General features: G+C 62.5%; 16 protein-coding genes. 6 read left to right on the top strand and 10 right to left on the bottom strand.

The features are described from left to right. The first annotated feature begins 34 nt into the window (after positions 1-34). The 3 genes from E8E78_RS04775 (at position 35) to E8E78_RS04765 (ending at position 2,084) form a co-directional block, all read left to right on the top strand. Positions 35-715: a hypothetical protein gene (locus E8E78_RS04775; protein ID WP_049277728.1), complete on the top strand. Its 681-nt coding sequence runs from the start codon at positions 35-37 to the stop codon at positions 713-715. An 83-nt stretch (positions 716-798) separates the two neighbouring features. Then, positions 799-1,464 carry a hypothetical protein gene (locus tag E8E78_RS04770; protein WP_041168535.1) on the top strand — a complete coding sequence of 222 codons (666 nt, stop codon included), beginning with the start codon at positions 799-801 and terminating at the stop codon, positions 1,462-1,464. Next, positions 1,461-2,084, top strand: coding sequence for a hypothetical protein (locus E8E78_RS04765; RefSeq protein WP_016501823.1), 624 nt, complete (start codon positions 1,461-1,463; stop codon positions 2,082-2,084). Before E8E78_RS04770 ends, E8E78_RS04765 begins: the two co-directional genes overlap by 4 nt. Here the strand turns inward: E8E78_RS04765 and E8E78_RS04760 are convergent. From E8E78_RS04760 to E8E78_RS04720, 9 genes are all read right to left on the bottom strand, one after another. After that, entirely contained in the window at positions 2,081-2,677 is a 597-nt protein-coding gene (locus E8E78_RS04760) for a MarC family protein (RefSeq protein ID WP_016501822.1), read from the bottom strand. The two genes, E8E78_RS04765 and E8E78_RS04760, sit on opposite strands and share 4 nt — an antisense overlap. Before the next feature lie 193 nt (positions 2,678-2,870). Further along, entirely contained in the window at positions 2,871-5,642 is a 2,772-nt protein-coding gene (locus tag E8E78_RS04755; RefSeq protein ID WP_280311919.1) for a hybrid sensor histidine kinase/response regulator, read from the bottom strand. A 150-nt stretch (positions 5,643-5,792) separates the two neighbouring features. Continuing rightward, the gene (gene purD, locus E8E78_RS04750; protein WP_016501820.1) at positions 5,793-7,088 is read right to left on the bottom strand and encodes a phosphoribosylamine--glycine ligase; all 1,296 of its coding nucleotides are present in this window, start codon (positions 7,086-7,088) and stop codon (positions 5,793-5,795) included. 182 nt (positions 7,089-7,270) lie between these two features. After that, complete coding sequence (gene purH / locus E8E78_RS04745) at positions 7,271-8,878, bottom strand: bifunctional phosphoribosylaminoimidazolecarboxamide formyltransferase/IMP cyclohydrolase (protein WP_049277730.1); 1,608 nt, start codon at positions 8,876-8,878, stop codon at positions 7,271-7,273. A gap of 81 nt (positions 8,879-8,959) precedes the next feature. Further along, positions 8,960-9,280: a DNA-binding transcriptional regulator Fis gene (gene fis / locus E8E78_RS04740; protein WP_003249693.1), complete on the bottom strand. Its 321-nt coding sequence runs from the start codon at positions 9,278-9,280 to the stop codon at positions 8,960-8,962. After that, entirely contained in the window at positions 9,277-10,290 is a 1,014-nt protein-coding gene (gene dusB, locus E8E78_RS04735) for a tRNA dihydrouridine synthase DusB (RefSeq protein ID WP_280311922.1), read from the bottom strand. Before dusB ends, fis begins: the two co-directional genes overlap by 4 nt. A gap of 256 nt (positions 10,291-10,546) precedes the next feature. Beyond that, positions 10,547-11,905 carry a DUF3426 domain-containing protein gene (locus E8E78_RS04730; RefSeq protein WP_280311924.1) on the bottom strand — a complete coding sequence of 453 codons (1,359 nt, stop codon included), beginning with the start codon at positions 11,903-11,905 and terminating at the stop codon, positions 10,547-10,549. A 42-nt stretch (positions 11,906-11,947) separates the two neighbouring features. Continuing rightward, complete coding sequence (prmA, locus tag E8E78_RS04725; protein WP_234229143.1) at positions 11,948-12,826, bottom strand: 50S ribosomal protein L11 methyltransferase; 879 nt, start codon at positions 12,824-12,826, stop codon at positions 11,948-11,950. A 197-nt stretch (positions 12,827-13,023) separates the two neighbouring features. Beyond that, on the bottom strand, positions 13,024-13,479 hold the full coding sequence (locus tag E8E78_RS04720) for a MaoC family dehydratase (RefSeq protein WP_063422762.1): 456 nt from the start codon (positions 13,477-13,479) through the stop codon (positions 13,024-13,026). A gap of 143 nt (positions 13,480-13,622) precedes the next feature. Here E8E78_RS04720 and E8E78_RS04715 point away from each other — a divergent pair, with 143 nt between their 5' ends. Genes E8E78_RS04715 through E8E78_RS04705 form a run of 3 tightly spaced genes read left to right on the top strand, consistent with a single transcriptional unit; the run spans position 13,623 to position 15,298 of the window. Beyond that, positions 13,623-13,985: a CidA/LrgA family protein gene (locus tag E8E78_RS04715; RefSeq protein WP_016501814.1), complete on the top strand. Its 363-nt coding sequence runs from the start codon at positions 13,623-13,625 to the stop codon at positions 13,983-13,985. Next, positions 13,982-14,698: an LrgB family protein gene (locus E8E78_RS04710; protein ID WP_016501813.1), complete on the top strand. Its 717-nt coding sequence runs from the start codon at positions 13,982-13,984 to the stop codon at positions 14,696-14,698. The genes E8E78_RS04715 and E8E78_RS04710 overlap by 4 nt, the downstream gene beginning before the upstream one ends. 9 nt (positions 14,699-14,707) lie before the next feature. Then, entirely contained in the window at positions 14,708-15,298 is a 591-nt protein-coding gene (locus E8E78_RS04705) for an LON peptidase substrate-binding domain-containing protein (protein ID WP_049275587.1), read from the top strand. A 128-nt stretch (positions 15,299-15,426) separates the two neighbouring features. Here E8E78_RS04705 and E8E78_RS04700 read toward each other — a convergent pair whose 3' ends face one another. Further along, a complete protein-coding gene (locus E8E78_RS04700; RefSeq protein ID WP_049275588.1) occupies positions 15,427-16,743 on the bottom strand; it encodes a bifunctional DedA family/phosphatase PAP2 family protein in 1,317 nt (438 codons plus the stop codon).

Genomic DNA, 16,743 nt, shown 5'->3' with positions numbered 1-16,743 from the left:
CCTGACTCAAGGGGCAACCATCAAGGAGTTTCCAATGTCCGATGCAACCCAAATCACCACCACCGATTCCGCCATCCTGGTAGACGGCAACCTGCTTGCCTTCGGCGCGGGCATGTCTGCGCAGAGCCGTTATGATGTGAAAAATGCCTTCCACTTTGCCACGTTGGTCGCCGACAAAGCTTTTGACGCTGAAAAGCAGAGCCGGGAGTGGTACGACAAATTCATCGATGTCATGCGAGACCTTGGCTTTACCATCCCACGCCGTACCTTCGAACTTGAAACCTCGGTGGAACTGTCCGTCACCGTAGGCGCCGTGGCCATCCGCGCGATTGGTGTGGTCGGCAATGCGATGCTGGGCGGCACCAAGCTGGGTGAAGTGGCAAAGCGGGCGTTTGACAAAATGACCACAGTCGAAAACGACGCCAAGGTGCTCCACCACAAGCGCAAGAACAAAGCCAGGGGCCTGGTCGGCCTGGCCGCCTGCATTGAAACCAAAGAAAACGATGTGGTCATGGTGGTGAGCTGCATCCAGGCATCTGCCCCAGCACTGGACGACGATGTGCTCGGCATCCAGTGGAAGCTGGACAGGTCCGCTTACTACGCCGGCACGGCAGTGCTCACCCTCAATAACTTTGTCTACGACAAAGTCCGCGAAACCGTAGAAAACAAACTCGGCGTGCGCAGTGTCGAGAACGTGCTCGAGTACGACATCTGATTGCTCGGCGGCGTAGTCGCAACGCCGCCTTGTTCGGTTCTTTGTGACGAGGTAACACGATGGATAGAGCAGCTGAGCAACTGATGTTGATTGGCGGAACAGCATTGTTGTATTCGCCAGGCGCAGTCGAGGCACAACGCCAGGCCGCTTTCGATTCAGTCCTGTACGCGCAGTTGGTAGCCAACAAGCACGCCGGTTCACGCGTGGACAATTATGAAAACTGGTATGCCGCGTATCGGGAGGCCTACCGCCAACTGGGCTGGATCAAGCTGGCCAGTACCCATGACCTGAAACCGTTGGGGCGACCTGTGCGCAACGCGCATATACAGCCACTTGAAGCGTGGCTGAAGATGCGTTCGCTTCGCCATGAGGCGGTGCTGGCGGCGATAAAGACGGGCCTTGGCCAGTCTGCTGAAGGCTTCCGGCACCTGCTGAGTTTCTGCGCGCATGATCAGGCGCAGTGCTCCACCCTGGTCATCGAACTCGGCGTACTCAAGCCGGGCCCGGCGCTGGACTTGTGCAGCATCTCGCTGCAAATCGACAAGCCACTCTCGCTAGTTTCGCTGGAGACATTTCTGGGCGAACAAGTACTTGAGGGCGAGGCCGAGTTCAACGGCGTTTCTCTGGCATTGGATGAAGGACGCTTCCAACGCCAGCGTGATGAATTGCAGGCCTTGATGAAAACCAAGGATGCACAGGCCGTTTACCGGTTTGACCCTTACGCACAACCTACAGGAGCAGCATCATGAGTGAAGCCACATCTGCCGTGATCGGCGCTGGGATTGTTTCGTTCTTGCCGGGCGTCGACGCCGCGCAGAAAAACAAGGTAAAGCTGGCGTTGGCAATGGCCGAAAGAGCCACCGAGGCCGCTTTCAAAGAGGGGCTGATTAAAGACTGGTTCGCTTATTACCGTAACCAGCTCAAATTCATGGGGTGGGATGCGGTAACGGCTGAGCAGATCCATTGGCCGGACAAGACGCGTACGCAACAGACGGATCACGTTCTGCAGACCCTGTCCAAAACTGCCGGGGACAGCTTTGCGTCGTCGGTCAAAGTGTCCATTCAAGCGTTGCTGACCAAGCCGTCGGTGCTGAAGGAACTTGAGAAAAAGGCATTTGAGATGCAGCACTTTCAAGTGTTGGCCTGCGCGCCGGCCGGTAATAACCGTGTCGACATGGTGATTTACCACGAAACGGACAAGCAGTCTGTTTTCAGTGCAGGGTTCATCAGCCGCAAGCGCAGTTACAAGAATGTGCGTGCGGAACTGGTCCGGTTCAATATTCTGGCCTTCGAGAACAGCGTAATGCCAAAAGTGCAGGAAAGCGTCGTCAAGGTATCCCTGGCGCGCATTCATGACTATGCCATCTAAGGCACCAGGTACCCTTTGATCCCGGTAAAAATGATCTGCGCCGCCAGGGCACAGACGAACAGCCCCATCAGACGGCTGACGATCTGCAGGCCCTGGTCGCCCAGGATCCGCTCGATACCGTGCGACAGGTAAAGCACCAGGCCGACAGTGAAACTGGCCAGCGCGATGCTGACGATGGCCAGCAGTTTGTCGTCCCAGTGCGGCTGGCTCACACCCATCACCAACAGGGCCCCGATGGTACCGGGACCAACCGTCAGCGGAATGGTCAGTGGCACGATGGTCACATCCTGCTGCACGTTGTCGGCCTGCACCGCTGGCTTGCCCTGGGCCATACCCAATGCCGAGATGAACAGCACGCTGCCGGCACCGATGCGGAAGGCGTCGGCGGTGATGCCGAAAATGCCGAAGATCACCCGACCGAACAGGTACAGCAGCACGCTGGCGAGCAGGGCTGCGAAGGCGACCTTCCAGGCTAGTTGCTTGCGCTCCTTGCTGGAGTGGCCGCGGGTCAGGCTGATGAAGCACGACAGCACGAAGAACGGGCTGTAGAGCACAAGCATTTTCAGGTAGACGCTGAACAACTCATGGAGCATGAGTGCTGATCCTCGGAAACTTAAAAAGGATGCGCGCTCGGTGCACAAGTGCGCTATCTCTGTGGGAGCGGGCATGCCCGCGAACACCGGCAGAGCCGGTGCCATACAGCGAGGTGGCTTCTTCGCGGGCGCGCCCGCTCCCACAGGGGCCGTAGATATCTTGTGAGCAGTGTTCACTGCTCGACAGCGTAGTCTAGGAAGTATGCGCCGGGTCTACCTTGGCTTCCCGGTGATTGGCCCAGTACTGGATCAGCTCGCGCAACTGCGACAGCTCGACCGGCTTGGCCATGTGGCCGTCCATGCCCGCCAGACGGGCGCGTTCCTTGTGTTCTGTAAGAATGTGCGCGGTCAGTGCCACCACCGGGGTGCGCTGGCGCTGGTTGGCGGTTTCCCAGGCGCGCAGCTGCTGGGTCGCCGAGAAACCGTCCAGAATCGGCATTTCGCAGTCCATCAGCACCAGGTCATAGCGCTGGTTTTTCATCGCCTGCAGGGCCTCTTCGCCATTGCACGCGGTGTCCGGCTCAAGGTTCAGCTTGCCAAGCATGCCGCGTATCACCTTGGTGGAAATGCTGTTGTCTTCGGCAACCAGCACGCGGAAGTCGCCGGGCAGGTCCAGTGCCTGCGGGACACCGGGCAGGCTGGCCGGCACTGCCTGATCGCGGCCGCGTTGGGCCAGTTCTTCGGCCAGGGTGGTTTTCAGCGTGTAGCCGGCCACCGGCTTGGCAAGTATCCGTTTCACCCCGGCATTGCGTGCGATGACCTTGCTCGGCGCATTGCTGATGCCGGTGAGCATCACCACCAGGATGTCGTGGTTCAGGCTCGGGTCTTCCTTGATCTTGGCGGCCAGCTGCATGCCGGTCATGCCGGGCATGTTCTGGTCCAGCAGCACCGCGTCGAAGTAGTCGCGCAGGTGGGCCTTGGTGCGCAGAAGGGCCAGGGCTTCCTTGCCCGAGGGCACTGCGCTGACATTCATGCCCCAGGCGCTGCATTGTTGCACCAGCACCTTGCGGCAGGTGTCATTGTCGTCCACCACCAGCACGCGGGCATCGCGCAGCGGGCTGTCGAGGTCGGTCGGTGGCTGTTCCAGGCGAGAAGGGTCCAGCGGCAGGGTCAGCCACAGGGTGTTGCCCATGCCGGTGCTGCTCTTGATGCCGAACTCGCCCTGCATCAGGCCGATCAGCTGTTTGGCGATGACCAACCCAAGATGGCCACCCAGCTTGTTGCTGGACAGGAAGTGGTGGCTGTGCAACTCGGCCTGCAACAAGGCTTCACGGTCTGCGGCGGCCAACGGCTCGCCGCTGTCCTGCACGGCGATGCGCAGGCGCGGTAGCTCACCCCGTTGGTCCAGTGCCACGACCAGCAGGATCTCGCCCTGGTCGGTGTTTTTCAGGGCGTTTTCCAGCAGGCTCGACAAGGCTTGGCGCAGGCGTGTCGGGTCGCCGCTGATCACCCGCGGTACTTGCGGCTGGGTAAAGCTGATCAGCTCGATGTTCTGCTGTTCGGCCTTGGCGCGGAAGATGTTCAGGCAGTCCTCAATCAGCGCGTTGAGGTCGAACTGCACGTCATCCAGTTCGATCTGTCGGGACTCCAGCTTGGAAATGTCGAGAATCTCGTTGATCAGCGTCAGCAGCTCGTTGCCGGCGCTGTGGATGGTCTGCACGTAGTCACGTTGTTTGACGGACAGCGGTGTGCCCAGCAGCAGCTCGGTCATGCCCAGCACGCCGTTCATGGGGGTGCGGATTTCGTGGCTGATCTTGGCCAGGAACTCGGCCTTGGCGTTTATTTCGGCATCGCTGGCGGCCAGGGCGCGGCTGGCGCTGAAGCGCTCCTCGCTCATGCGGCGCAGGCGCTCGCTGACTGCCAGGTTGAGCAGCAGGCCGCTGGCAACGGCCAGCCCCAGCAGCACGCACAGCAGCCAGGGCGTCGAGGTGCGGGTCAGGCCCAGCAGTGCCGGCAGCAGCACCAGGCCGCCCAGGTTGAACACCACCATGGCCAGGCTGAGCAGGCGCCCAGGCGCGTAACCCCGGTACCAGTGGTAGCTGCTGACCAGCAGCATGCTCACGCTGCCCAGGGCCATCAGGGCGTAGGTCATAAGGTTGAGGGGCAGGGTGTCGACAAATAACAGCACCAGCCCGCTGACCCCCACCACCAGCATTTCGCCCTGCAGCAGGCGGTTAAGCCGGGGTGAGTTGCACGGGTTGAAGAAGTGTTGGGTGAAATACAGCCCCGCCAGGCCGGCCAGTACCAGTGTCAGGTAGGCGGCCGGGGTTTGTGCGTTGTGCCATACGTGCCACCAGGGGCCGCTGAGGTTCAGCAGGATCAGGCCGCTGAGCAGCATCAGGCCGTGGTACAGCGCCAGGATCAGGGTGGTGGTCGAGCGGCTGTAGAGGAAGCGGATCAGGTTGTGCAGGATCAACATGACCAGGCCGCCGAACAGCATGCCGAACAGCAGTGGCTGGCTCTGGTCCGAGGCGGCTACGGCCGCAGGTTCCAGGCTGATGGCTGGGCGCAACTGGTGCTCGGAGACCAGGCGCAGGTAGATATCCAGCGGTTGCTTGCTGTTGGGCAGGGGCAGTACATGGTCGCTGCCACGCAGGGTCGGGCTGGCATTGCCGGCCTGGCGCCCGTGGTGCAGCTGACGCAGAAGTTGGTCGCCTTCGAGGGCGTAGAGATCAAGGCCAGACAGGTCGGGGGCGAATACCCGTAGGAGTTGTTCCTGGTCGCCTGGCTCCAGGCGATAGTGCAGCCACAAGGCCTGTTCCGGCGGGGCGGCATCCAGCTCGGTAAGCACCAGCGGGCTGAACTGGTTGCGGTAGCGCTCCGAGCGTACATCGCTCAGTTGCAGGTTGGCCTGTTCGTCGAGCAAAACGGTCCAGCCTCCGTCATGTTCGGCTGCAGCCGGGAACATGCAGAGCAAGGTCAACAAGGTGACGATCAGAGCTGAGGCAATCCGAAGCCGACGCACTACGAAATCCCTTCTTAGCCGATGTGCCGGATACTAACTATGCGCGGCGCGCCAAGTCGAAGGCAAGGCCCGTGCCGGGCCTTGTCGACGAGCCGGATGCCGTACGCCGGGCGGTTGACAGCCCTGGGCGGCACGGCGCTCCGGTAGTGCTTACTGCTGGTGCTCACCGCGCTCTCGGGCGATGGCCCGGTAGCCGATGTCAGTGCGGTAGAAGCTACCGTTCCAGCTTACTTCCCTGGCCAGGCGGTAAGCCTGCTGCTGCGCATCGGCAACCGTGCTGCCCATTGCCGTGGCGCACAGCACGCGCCCGCCGTTGGTGGCCACTTGGCCGTCCTTGAGCGAAGTACCGGCATGGAATACCTTGCCTTCGATCTTGGCTGCTGCGTCCAGGCCACTGATCACGTCGCCCTTGGCGTAGTCGCCCGGGTAACCGCCAGCCGCCAGCACAACGCCCAGGCTCGGACGTGGGTCCCACTGGGCTTCGACCTTGTCCAGCGCCTTGGCGAAGGCGGCTTCGATCAGCAGCACCAGGCTCGACTCCAGGCGCAGCATGACTGGCTGGGTCTCTGGGTCGCCGAAGCGGCAGTTGAACTCGATGACCTTGGGGTTGCCTGCCTTGTCGATCATCAGGCCAGCATAGAGGAAGCCGGTGTAGACGTTGCCTTCCTCGGCCATGCCGCGCACGGTTGGCCAGATTACCTGGTCCATCACGCGCTGGTGCACGTCGGCGGTAACGACCGGGGCAGGGGAGTAGGCACCCATGCCACCCGTGTTCGGGCCGGTGTCCTGGTCGCCGACGCGCTTGTGGTCCTGGCTGGTGGCCATGGGCAGCACGTTGTGGCCGTCGACCATGACGATGAAGCTGGCTTCTTCGCCGTCGAGGAACTCTTCGATCACCACACGCGAACCGGCTTCACCGAAGGCGTTGCCGGCCAGCATGTCACGCACGGCGGCTTCGGCTTCTTCGAGGGTCATGGCGACGATCACGCCTTTGCCCGCAGCCAGGCCGTCGGCCTTGATCACGATCGGCGCACCTTTTTCTTGCAGGTAGGCCAGCGCCGGCTCGATTTCGGTGAAGTTCTGGTAGTCGGCGGTCGGGATCTTGTGACGCGCCAGGAAATCCTTGGTGAAGGCCTTGGAGCCTTCCAGCTGGGCCGCACCCTTGGTTGGGCCGAAACAGTCCAGGCCACGGCTGCGGAACAGGTCGACCACACCGATGACCAGCGGTGCTTCTGGGCCGACGATGGTCAGGTCGACGTTCTTCTCGGCGAAATCGGCCAGTTGTTCCAGGGCGCACACGTCGATGGCGACGTTCTCGCACTTGGCTTCAATGGCGGTACCCGCGTTGCCTGGGGCAACGAAGACTTTCTCGACGCGTGGGTCCTGTGCAACTTTCCAGGCCAAGGCGTGCTCACGGCCGCCGCTGCCAATGATCAAAACTTTCATGTCAAAACCTCGAATTCTTTCGGGCGCAAAGCGAAGCCTCACGCTGTACGAGGTCGCAATGAAGCAGGTAGATGCAAGGCGGGGCCGGTTCCGATGAGCGGAGTTGCCTTCTGGCAATGAGCATCAGCGGAACCGGCCCCAACGCAGCAGATGCCTGCTTCAGTGCGGCCGATTGCCGTAAATCAGTGGCGGAAGTGGCGCATACCGGTGAATACCATCGCGATACCTGCCTCATCGGCAGCGGCAATGACTTCGGCATCACGCATCGAGCCACCCGGCTGGATCACGGCGCTGATACCCACTTTAGCCGCATTGTCGATGCCATCACGGAATGGGAAGAACGCATCCGATGCCATGACTGCGCCTTGCACTTGCAGGCCAGCATGCTCGGCCTTGATTGCAGCAATGCGGGCGGAGTTGACGCGGCTCATCTGGCCAGCGCCGACGCCGATGGTCTGGCGCTGCTTGGCGTAGACAATGGCGTTGGACTTGACGAACTTGGCCACTTTCCAGGCAAACACCAGGTCGTGGACTTCTTGCTCGGTCGGGGCACGCTTGGTGACGATCTTCAGGTCGTCTGCGGTGATCATGCCGATATCGCGGCTTTGCACCAGCAGGCCACCGTTGACGCGCTTGAAGTCCCAACCGGCAGTGCGCTCAGCTGGCCACTCGCCGCACTCCAGCAGGCGTACGTTCTGCTTGGCAGCTACCACGTCGCGGGCAGCCTGGGAAATTTTCGGGGCGATGATCACTTCGACGAACTGGCGCTCGACGATGGCCTTGGCGGTTTCGCCGTCCAGTTCGCGGTTGAAGGCAATGATGCCGCCGAAGGCCGACTCGGTGTCGGTGGCGTAGGCCAGGTCGTAGGCCTTGCGGATGCCGCCTTCGTCTTCAGGCACAACGGCCACGCCGCACGGGTTGGCGTGCTTGACGATGACACAGGCGGGCTTGACGAAGCTCTTCACGCACTCCAGCGCGGCGTCGGTGTCGGCCACGTTGTTGAACGACAGTTCCTTGCCCTGCAGCTGGGTGGCGGTGGAAATGCTGGCTTCGCCTTTTTTGGCTTCTACGTAGAACGCCGCGCTCTGGTGCGGGTTCTCGCCGTAGCGCATTTCCTGGGCCTTGACGAACTGGCTGTTGAAGGTGCGCGGGAATTCGCTGCGTGCGGAAGTCGAAAGGGTGTCCTTGGCCTGGTCGATGGTGCCCATGTAGTTGGCGATCATGCCGTCATAGGCAGCAGTGTGCTCGAACGCCTTGAGCATCAGGTCGAAGCGCTGGGCGTAGGTCAGGCCGCCGGCCTTGAGGCCTTCGACGATGCCGGCGTAGTCACTGGCGTTGACCACGATGGCGACGTCTTTGTGGTTCTTGGCTGCCGAACGGACCATGGTCGGGCCGCCGATGTCGATGTTCTCGATGGCGGTCGGCAGGTCACAGCCAGGCTTGGAAATGGTGGCTTCGAACGGGTACAGGTTGACCGCAACCAGGTCGATCGGCTTGATGCCGTGCTCGTTCATGATGGCGTCGTCGGTGCCGCGACGGCCGAGGATGCCACCGTGGATTTTCGGGTGCAGGGTCTTGACCCGGCCATCCATCATTTCGGCAAAGCCGGTGTAGTCGGCCACTTCCACCGCGTTCACGCCGTTGTCCTTGAGCAGCTTGTAGGTGCCGCCGGTGGACAGGATCTCGACACCGAGCTGCTGCAGCTCACGGGCGAATTCGAGGATACCGGTCTTGTCGGAGACGCTGATCAGGGCGCGGCGGACTGGCAGGCGGGTAGTCTGGTCGGTCATTTCGGGTTCCAATAACGCGGTGGAGTCTGCAAAAAAGGCGCCTCTGTTCAGGGAGCCGCCTTTTCTGGTTGGGATTCTGGCTTACAGCAAGTCGTACTGCTTGAGCTTCTTGCGCAGGGTGCCTCGGTTCAGTCCGAGCATCTCGCTGGCCTTGGTCTGGTTGCCCTTCACGTAGTTCATCACGCTTTCGAGCAGGGGCGCCTCCACTTCGGAGAGCACCAGGTTGTACACGTCCGTCACGGTCGCGCCTTCCAGGTGGGCGAAGTAGTTGTGCAGCGCCTTCTCGACGCTGTCGCGAAGGGTCTGGCCCTCTTCGCTCGGCGTGTTGAGGTGCTGTTTCAGGTTGGCGTTGTCGCTCACGGGCGTTGTTCCACTCACAAAATTCTCGGTCATCATCGTCATGCGGCCACCCCTTGTCCGTCCTCTGTCTCAAGGCTCTGTCGACGCTCGCTGAAAAATGCACGAACGTTGGCGCACTGCGCTTGTGTGTCTTCCAAAGCGTTGAACCGGGAGCGAAACTCCTTGCCGCCGGGTCGTGTTGCCAGGTACCAGCCCACGTGCTTGCGGGCGATACGTACGCCCATCACATCGCCATAAAAGGCATGCAACGCGGCCAGGTGCTCCAGCAGGATGCGTTCCACTTCGTCCAGTTGCGGCGCTGGCAGGTATTCGCCAGTGCGCAGGTAATGCTCGATCTCGCGAAAGATCCATGGCCGCCCCTGGGCAGCCCGGCCGATCAACAGGCCGTCGACCCCGGTGGCATCCAGCACCGCCCGGGCCTTTTCTGGCGAAGTGATATCGCCGTTGGCAAAAACCGGGATAGACACCGCTTGCTTGATGGCCGCGATGGTGTCGTATTCGGCTTCGCCCGTGTACAGGTCGGCGCGTGTGCGGCCATGCACCGCCAGCGCCTGGATGCCGGCCTGTTCGGCGATCTTCGCCACGTTCAGGCCGTTCTTGTTTGCCCGGTCCCAACCGGTGCGGATCTTCAGGGTCACCGGGACGTCCACAGCGCCGACCACGGCGTGGAGGATCTCGCTGACCAAGGCTTCATCTCTCAATAAAGCAGAGCCTGCAGCTTTGTTGCAGACTTTTTTTGCCGGGCAGCCCATGTTGATGTCGATGATCTGGGCACCCGCTTCGACGTTGGCCTTTGCTGCCGCAGCCATCATCTGTGCATCACCACCGGCGATCTGCACCGAGCGTGGCTCGGGATCACATTCATGGATGCGGCGCAGGCTCGACTTGCGGCTGTTCCACAGGCTCATGTCGCTGGAGACCATCTCCGACACCACCATGCCCGCGCCCAGGCGCTTGCAAAGTGTACGGAAAGGCTGGTCCGTGACCCCGGCCATGGGCGCGAGGATCAGGTTGTTACGTAGTGTGTATGGGCCGATGCGTACCGCCGACATAGGTGATCCCTGTTGTGGGGCCGAATCTTGGAGTTCGAAAAAGGGTGGGCATGATACCCGCTCTCGGTGACCGGATAAAGATGGATTTGGATAAAATCTGAACAGTTGTCGGCTTATGACTTTTGGTATGAGCCAAGACCCGGGTATCGCGCGGACCCCTGTGGGAGCGGGCGCGCCCGCGAAGCAGACGCCGCGGTGCATGGCACGGGCTTTGCCCGGGTTCGCGGGCATGCCCGCTCCCACTGGGTTGTGCTGACTATTCCGGCGAGCGGAAGCTGAGGCTGTAGTTCACGGCCTTTGGCCCCGGGTCGAGGATGTCCAGGGCGATATGGATCGGCGTCTGGCTTGGCATGTCGCCACGCCCGGCCAACTCGCCGGACAGGTACTCGCTGGGCTTGAAGCGCCGGCTGGCGATCAGCTGGCCATTGAGGTCGGCAAAACGCAGTTCCAGCAGCGGGAACGGTTGGGCGAACGGTGCACGGTTGTAGATGATCGCATCGACGATCAGTGCGCCCTTGAAGTCCGGGTGGCTGCGCACCACCAGGTTGCTGCTCTTGATTCTTGCGATATCGACGCGGGTCGGCACCTGGCACCCGACGATCGGGCAAATTTGCTGGAAGATCGGCCGGTACTGGTCCTGGCGGGCCATTTCGTCGAAGTGGAACCACACATACTGGAACGCCAGCAGGCCAGCGGCCAGCAGGGCCAGGAAGCCCCACAGCAGGCGCTTGCCCCAGTTGGGCGCGGGTTTTTCCCAGCCCAGTTGCAGCGGGTCGTCGACTACATCGACCAGCGGCTCCTTGCGCGCCGGGCGCTCGGGCTTGCTGGCAAGGCCTGGCTCCAGGCGTTCACCCGGCAGCGGCTCGACAGGGTCGTCGTCGCGCGCCGACAGGTGCAGCGCCAGCGGTTCATCGTCGCGGGCGCTCAGGCCTTTTTCCGGGATTTCGTCATCACGGGTGCGCAGCGGTTCGCTGAAGGCGGGCTGGTCGTCGATTTCAGCTGCGCGGTGTACGGGCGGCTCGTCATCGATGTCTAGGTCAAGGTTACGGCCCAGGGTCGGCTCGGTGCGCTCGCCGGGTACGGGCTCCAGGTCCAGCTCCAGCGGCTGCGGCTCCAGCAACACAGGTGCGGGCTCTGCTGGCGTTTGCGGCTCGAAGGGCTCATCGGTGGCGTTGCCGAACAGGTCGTCCGCATGCTCGTCCGGGTGCAGTTCGTCACGCCGCGCTTGCAGCCCGCCATCCAGGTTGGCGGGGCGTGCCGGGGCCGGCTGACCGCGCCGCTCCAGGCGTGCCAGTTCCTGGTCGAGGTCGAGTGCGTCCAGCGCCTGGGCGGTCAGGGCCCAGTCCTCGTCAGGCGTGATACTGCGCTCGCGGGTGACAGGCTCGGGGGTAACCGGCGGCTCGACCACTGGCTCGGCAGGTGCCGCTGGCACAGGCGCCGGTACCGGCACCTCAGGTGCGCTTGCGCGGTTCTGTTCCAGCAGTTGCTTGGCTGCATTGAACACCTGCAGGCAATGGCCGCAGCGAACCACGCCGCGGGCCACGCTCAACTGGTGATGGGTGACGCGAAAGCTGGTCTGGCAATGCGGGCACTGGGTGACGAAACTGTCGGTCATGCGGCAATCCGGGAGCTGTGCAGAGAGATATTCTAGGCCCGCTTAGCGGCGACGACCACTGATGCGCACCCAGCCGTCGCGGACAACGATCGGGTCCAGCTCGAAGTCGGCGGCGTAGGCCGCGGCCACCTCCTCGCCCTGTTCGGCCAGAATGCCGGACAGTGCCAGCAGGCCGCCAGGGCGGACCAGGCCGGACAACTGCGGCGCCAGCGACACCAGCGGGCCAGCGAGGATGTTGGCGACCAGCACGTCTGCCTGCATGGCCGGCATGTGCTCGGGCAGGTACAGGGCCAGCTTTTCATCGGCGATGCCGTTGCGTTGGGCATTGTCGCGCGAGGCCTCGATGGCCTGCACGTCGATGTCGGTACCGACTGCTTCACGGGCGCCCAGCAGCAGCGAGGCGATGGCCAGGATGCCCGAGCCGCAGCCGAAGTCCAGCACCTGGGTGCCTTCGAGTTGCTGGCCGTCGAGCCATTCCAGGCACAGGGCCGTGGTGGGGTGGGTGCCGGTGCCGAAGGCCAGGCCCGGGTCCAGCAGCAGGTTGACGGCGTCCTTTTCCGGGGCCTCGTGCCAGCTTGGCACGATCCACAGGCGGCGGCCGAAACGCATGGGCTGGAAGTTGTCCATCCAGCTGCGCTCCCAGTCCTGGTCCTCGATCACCTCGGCCTGGTGCTGTGGCAGCTCGGCGCCGGTCAGCAGGCGCAGGTGGGCAAACACCTGCTCGGGCTCGGCATCGGCCTCGAACAGGGCCAGCAGGTGGGTGTGCGACCACAGCGGGGTGGTGTTGAGGTCTGGTTCGAAGATCGGTTGATCTTCGGCGTCCATGAACGTGACCGAGACGGCGCCTACTTCGAGCAGGGCATCTTCGTAGGTTTCGGCTTGTTCCGGGCTGATGGCCAGGCGTACTTGCAGCCAGGGCATGGCGGGCACCTTTGGTAAATCGACAGGGGCAGCCCTAGGCTGCGCGGAGGCTGGCAGTCTACGCGAGTGCGGAAGATTTGTGGATCGGGGGCTGCTGTGCAGCCCATTCGCAGCACAAGGCTACTCCTACAGGAGATCGCATACCCCTGTAGCAGCCTTGTGCTGCGAATGGGGCGCATAGCGCCCCCGGGGATAAATCAGACGAAACAGAGCGAGAGCGACTCAGCTATATAAGCAGGTTTGTCTTCACCCTCTATTTCCAGCGTGGCAATCGCCTTGAGCAACCACTGCCCCGGCTTTTTCTCCACCACTTCGGCCAGGTCCACTTTCAGCCGAACTTGGCTGTTGACCTTGACCGGCTGAATGAACCGTACGCTGTCCAGCCCATAGTTCACCACCATCTTCAGCCCTTCAGGCAGGACCAGAATGTCCTCGATCAGCTTGGGGATCAGTGACAATGTCAGGAAGCCGTGGGCAATGGTGCCGCCAAACGGGGTTTTGGCCGCCTTTTCAGGGTCGACATGGATGAACTGGAAATCGCCCGTCGCCTCGGCGAACAGGTTGATGCGCTGCTGGTCGATTTTCAGCCAGGCGGAGCGGCCCAGTTCCTTACCAACATATTGCGAAAGCTCTGTAACCGGTACATAGGGCATCGCGGACTCTCCAGGTTGTCAGTTGGTACGAAAGTGCAAGATCAGCACGGCGAACCGTTTCAGTCAAGTTGTCTGCTTTTCGGCGAATATCGGTCTATAGCTGCGCGTGCTTATAATGGCGGCCATGCCCGAGGGAGATGCTTATGCTGTTGCGTGGTTTGACCTGGCTGGTGCTGTTCCAGCTGCTGGGGACGGCGATCAATCACCTGTTGGTGCCGTTTCTGCCGGGGCCGATCATTGGCCTGGTGTTGCTGTTGTTCTTCCTGATGGCCCGTGGTGAGGTGGGCAAGCCGCTGAACGAGGCGGCCAGCAGCCTGCTGCGCTACCTGCCGCTATTGCTGGTGCCGCCGGCAGTGGGGGTGATGGTATACGCCAAGGACATTGCCGCTGACTTCTGGGCGATTGCCGGCGCCCTGCTGATTTCCTGCCTGGTGACGCTGGTGTTTGTTGGTGTGCTGATGCAAAAGCTCATGCATCGCCAGGGCAAGCGCGAGGAGCAGCCATGATGCTCGATTGGCAAGGCGCGCTGAATGCCGTGGTGCACCACCCTTTGTTCGGTATCGGTATCACGCTCGGTGCCTACCAGGTGGTGCTGGCGGCCTACGAGAAAACCCGCTGGATCTTCCTGCAGCCGGTATTGGTGTCGATGTTGCTGGTAATCGGCGTGTTGCTGCTGTGCGGCATCGAATACAGCGAGTACCGCAAGAGCACCGAAATCATGAACATCCTGCTGGGCCCCGCCACCGTGGCGCTGGCCGTGCCGCTCTATCTCAACCTGCGGCGTATCCGGCAGCTGTTCTGGCCCACATTTACTACGCTGGTAATCGGGGGGCTGTTCGCCACGCTCTGCTGCCTGTTGCTCGGCTGGTGGTTCGGTGCCGAGCACATGATCCTGATGACCATGGCACCCAAGTCGGTGACCTCGCCAATCGCCATGCTGGTGGCAGAGCAGATTGGCGGTGTGGCGGCGCTGGCGGCAGTGTTCGTACTGATCACCGGGGTGATCGGCGCGATCTTCGGCCCGGCGCTGCTGAGCCGCTTCGGCGTGCACAGCCCTGAGGCGCGCGGCATGTCGTTGGGTGTGACCGCGCATGCGGTGGGTACTTCGGTCGCCCTGCAGGAAGGTGACGAATGCGGCGCTTTTGCCGCGCTGGCGATGAGCTTGATGGGGGTAGCCACGGCAGTGTTCCTGCCGTTGGCGGTCAGCCTGGTGGCTTGAGGAGTTGTGATGACACTACCGCTGTTTCCGCTCAATACCGTGCTGTTCCCGGGTTGCTTTCTCGATTTGCAGATTTTCGAGGCGCGCTACCTGGACATGATCGGGCGCTGCATGAAGCAGGGCGAAGGCTTTGGGGTGGTCTGCATCCTGGAGGGCGAGCAGGTTGGCAAGGCGCCACCGATGGTCGCGTCGATCGGCTGCGAAGCAGTGATCCGCGACTTCGTGCAGCAGGACAACGGTTTGCTGGGGATCCGCGTCGAGGGCGTACGGCGCTTCAACCTGGAAAGCACCGAGGTGCAGAAGGACCAGTTGCTGCTGGGGCAGGTGCAATGGCTACCGGAGCAGGCGGACAGCCCGTTGCTCGAGGCCGATGACGACCTCTTGGCGCTGCTGGTGGCGCTGGGCGAGCACCCGATGGTCGAGGCGCTGGACATGCCGCGCCCGGTGGACGGGCGCCAGGCGCTGGCCAATCAGCTGGCGTACCTGCTGCCATTCATGGAAGAAGACAAGCTGGACCTGCTGACCCTTGACTCGCCGCAGCAGCGATTGGGGGAGATTCAGAAATTGCTGGAGCGGATTCAGGGTGAGCTGTTTGCCTGACACTGATGTGTTGTCTGTGCCGGCCCGTTCGCGGGTAAACCCGCTCCCACAGGTACTGCGCAGGTCTCGGGGCTGGTGAAACCCCTGTGGGAGCGGGTTTACCCGCGAAGGGGCCAGCACAGGCGATATCAATATTGGTATCTGAGCAAAGCCTGCGGCAGCGCATGCATGGCAAAGAACGCCAGCAGCGCGATACATGCCGGCAACACCAGCCACCACACCCGCAGCGGCAGGGCCGGCAGTGTTTGCTGGCGCTGCACCACTGCCAGGCTAAGCGCACACACGCAGCACGCCAGCAGCGCCCCAGCCAGGATATCGGTCGGCCAGTGCGCCCCCAGGTACACCCGTGACAGGGCAATCGCCAGCGCCGGAATACAACCCAGCATCACCCAGGTCAGGCGCATCCGTGGCGGCTGGCCGCGCCCTGCCAGCACCGCCATCACCAGAAAGAACGCAAACGACGCCGAGCTGTGCCCGCTGGGCATGCTGTAGCTGGTCAGTGGGTCGGTCAACACTTCCGGCCTTGCGCGGGCGAACAGCCATTTCAGCGTACCGTTGGCGATTGCCGTGCCCATCAGCGCGCCAGCGGCAAAAAAGGCGTGCCGCCATTGCCGGGCAAGCAGCAGCAGGCCGGTCAGCAGGCCGCCAAGAAACAGTTGCGTGCGGAAGTCACCCAGCCGGGTTACCAGTACCACGGCGCCATCGATGGCCTGGCTGCGATGTTCCTGTACCAGTGTCATCACGCCTTGGTCGAACTCGTGCAGGTAAGGCCAGCCAAGGAATACCCCGGCCAGGGCAGCGAAGCTCATACCGGCGATCAGTCGTGTTCCATGGCGCTGGTCGCGAATGCTGGTGGTCAGGCTAAGGCCGATGATGACTGCCAGGGCGCCGGCGAGGATGCCCGCATCCAGCCAGAAGCCTTCCGGCAGCGGCAGGCGCATGGCCGCGCCGGTGGCCCAGCCTGGCAGCAGGTAGGCCACCGACCAGCCGGCGCCGGCCACCAGGCTGACGGCGATGAAGCGCGGCAGGGGCATGTCGAACATGCCGGCGACCATTGGCAGCATGGGCCGCAGCGGCCCGATGAAGCGCCCGACCAGCAGGCTGGCGATGCCGTAGCGCTGGAAGTAGCTTTCGGCGCTGCCGATCCACTCAGGGTGATGGCGCAGCAATGGCAGGCGGCGAATGTTCTGGTGGAAGTACTTGCCCAACGTGTACGACACCGCGTCGCCCAGCAAACCACCGAGAAAACCCAGTAGTAATGTTTCGCCCAGGCTGAAGGTGCCACTGCCGGCCAGTACCGCGACGGCGAACAGCAGCACGGTGCCAGGCACGATGATGCCGGCAATGGCCAGGCATTCGATGCAGGCCACCAGGAAAATCGCCAGGCCAAGCCACTGCGGGTTGGCGCTGAGCCAGCCGGTCAGGCTGTCGAGCCATTGGCCCAT

Origin of the sequence: Pseudomonas sp. BN505 (genome assembly GCF_029873175.1) — a bacterium.
GTDB classification, from domain to species: Bacteria; Pseudomonadota; Gammaproteobacteria; order Pseudomonadales; family Pseudomonadaceae; genus Aquipseudomonas; species Aquipseudomonas putida.
This window is presented reverse-complemented; position numbering and strand designations above follow the sequence as displayed.

Coding starts and splice junctions, on each gene's coding strand:
- E8E78_RS04765 (WP_016501823.1), top strand. CDS start 1,461: ATGAGTGAAGCCACATCTGCCGTGATCGGCGCTGGGATTGTTTCGTTC.
- dusB (WP_280311922.1), bottom strand. CDS start 10,290: ATGTCGGCGGTACGCATCGGCCCATACACACTACGTAACAACCTGATC.
- E8E78_RS04705 (WP_049275587.1), top strand. CDS start 14,708: ATGACACTACCGCTGTTTCCGCTCAATACCGTGCTGTTCCCGGGTTGC.
- E8E78_RS04700 (WP_049275588.1), bottom strand. CDS start 16,743: ATGGGCCAATGGCTCGACAGCCTGACCGGCTGGCTCAGCGCCAACCCG.
- E8E78_RS04720 (WP_063422762.1), bottom strand. CDS start 13,479: ATGCCCTATGTACCGGTTACAGAGCTTTCGCAATATGTTGGTAAGGAA.
- E8E78_RS04730 (WP_280311924.1), bottom strand. CDS start 11,905: ATGACCGACAGTTTCGTCACCCAGTGCCCGCATTGCCAGACCAGCTTT.
- purD (WP_016501820.1), bottom strand. CDS start 7,088: ATGAAAGTTTTGATCATTGGCAGCGGCGGCCGTGAGCACGCCTTGGCC.
- E8E78_RS04760 (WP_016501822.1), bottom strand. CDS start 2,677: ATGCTCCATGAGTTGTTCAGCGTCTACCTGAAAATGCTTGTGCTCTAC.
- prmA (WP_234229143.1), bottom strand. CDS start 12,826: ATGCCCTGGCTGCAAGTACGCCTGGCCATCAGCCCGGAACAAGCCGAA.
- E8E78_RS04770 (WP_041168535.1), top strand. CDS start 799: ATGTTGATTGGCGGAACAGCATTGTTGTATTCGCCAGGCGCAGTCGAG.
- E8E78_RS04710 (WP_016501813.1), top strand. CDS start 13,982: ATGATGCTCGATTGGCAAGGCGCGCTGAATGCCGTGGTGCACCACCCT.
- E8E78_RS04775 (WP_049277728.1), top strand. CDS start 35: ATGTCCGATGCAACCCAAATCACCACCACCGATTCCGCCATCCTGGTA.
- fis (WP_003249693.1), bottom strand. CDS start 9,280: ATGACGATGATGACCGAGAATTTTGTGAGTGGAACAACGCCCGTGAGC.
- purH (WP_049277730.1), bottom strand. CDS start 8,878: ATGACCGACCAGACTACCCGCCTGCCAGTCCGCCGCGCCCTGATCAGC.
- E8E78_RS04715 (WP_016501814.1), top strand. CDS start 13,623: ATGCTGTTGCGTGGTTTGACCTGGCTGGTGCTGTTCCAGCTGCTGGGG.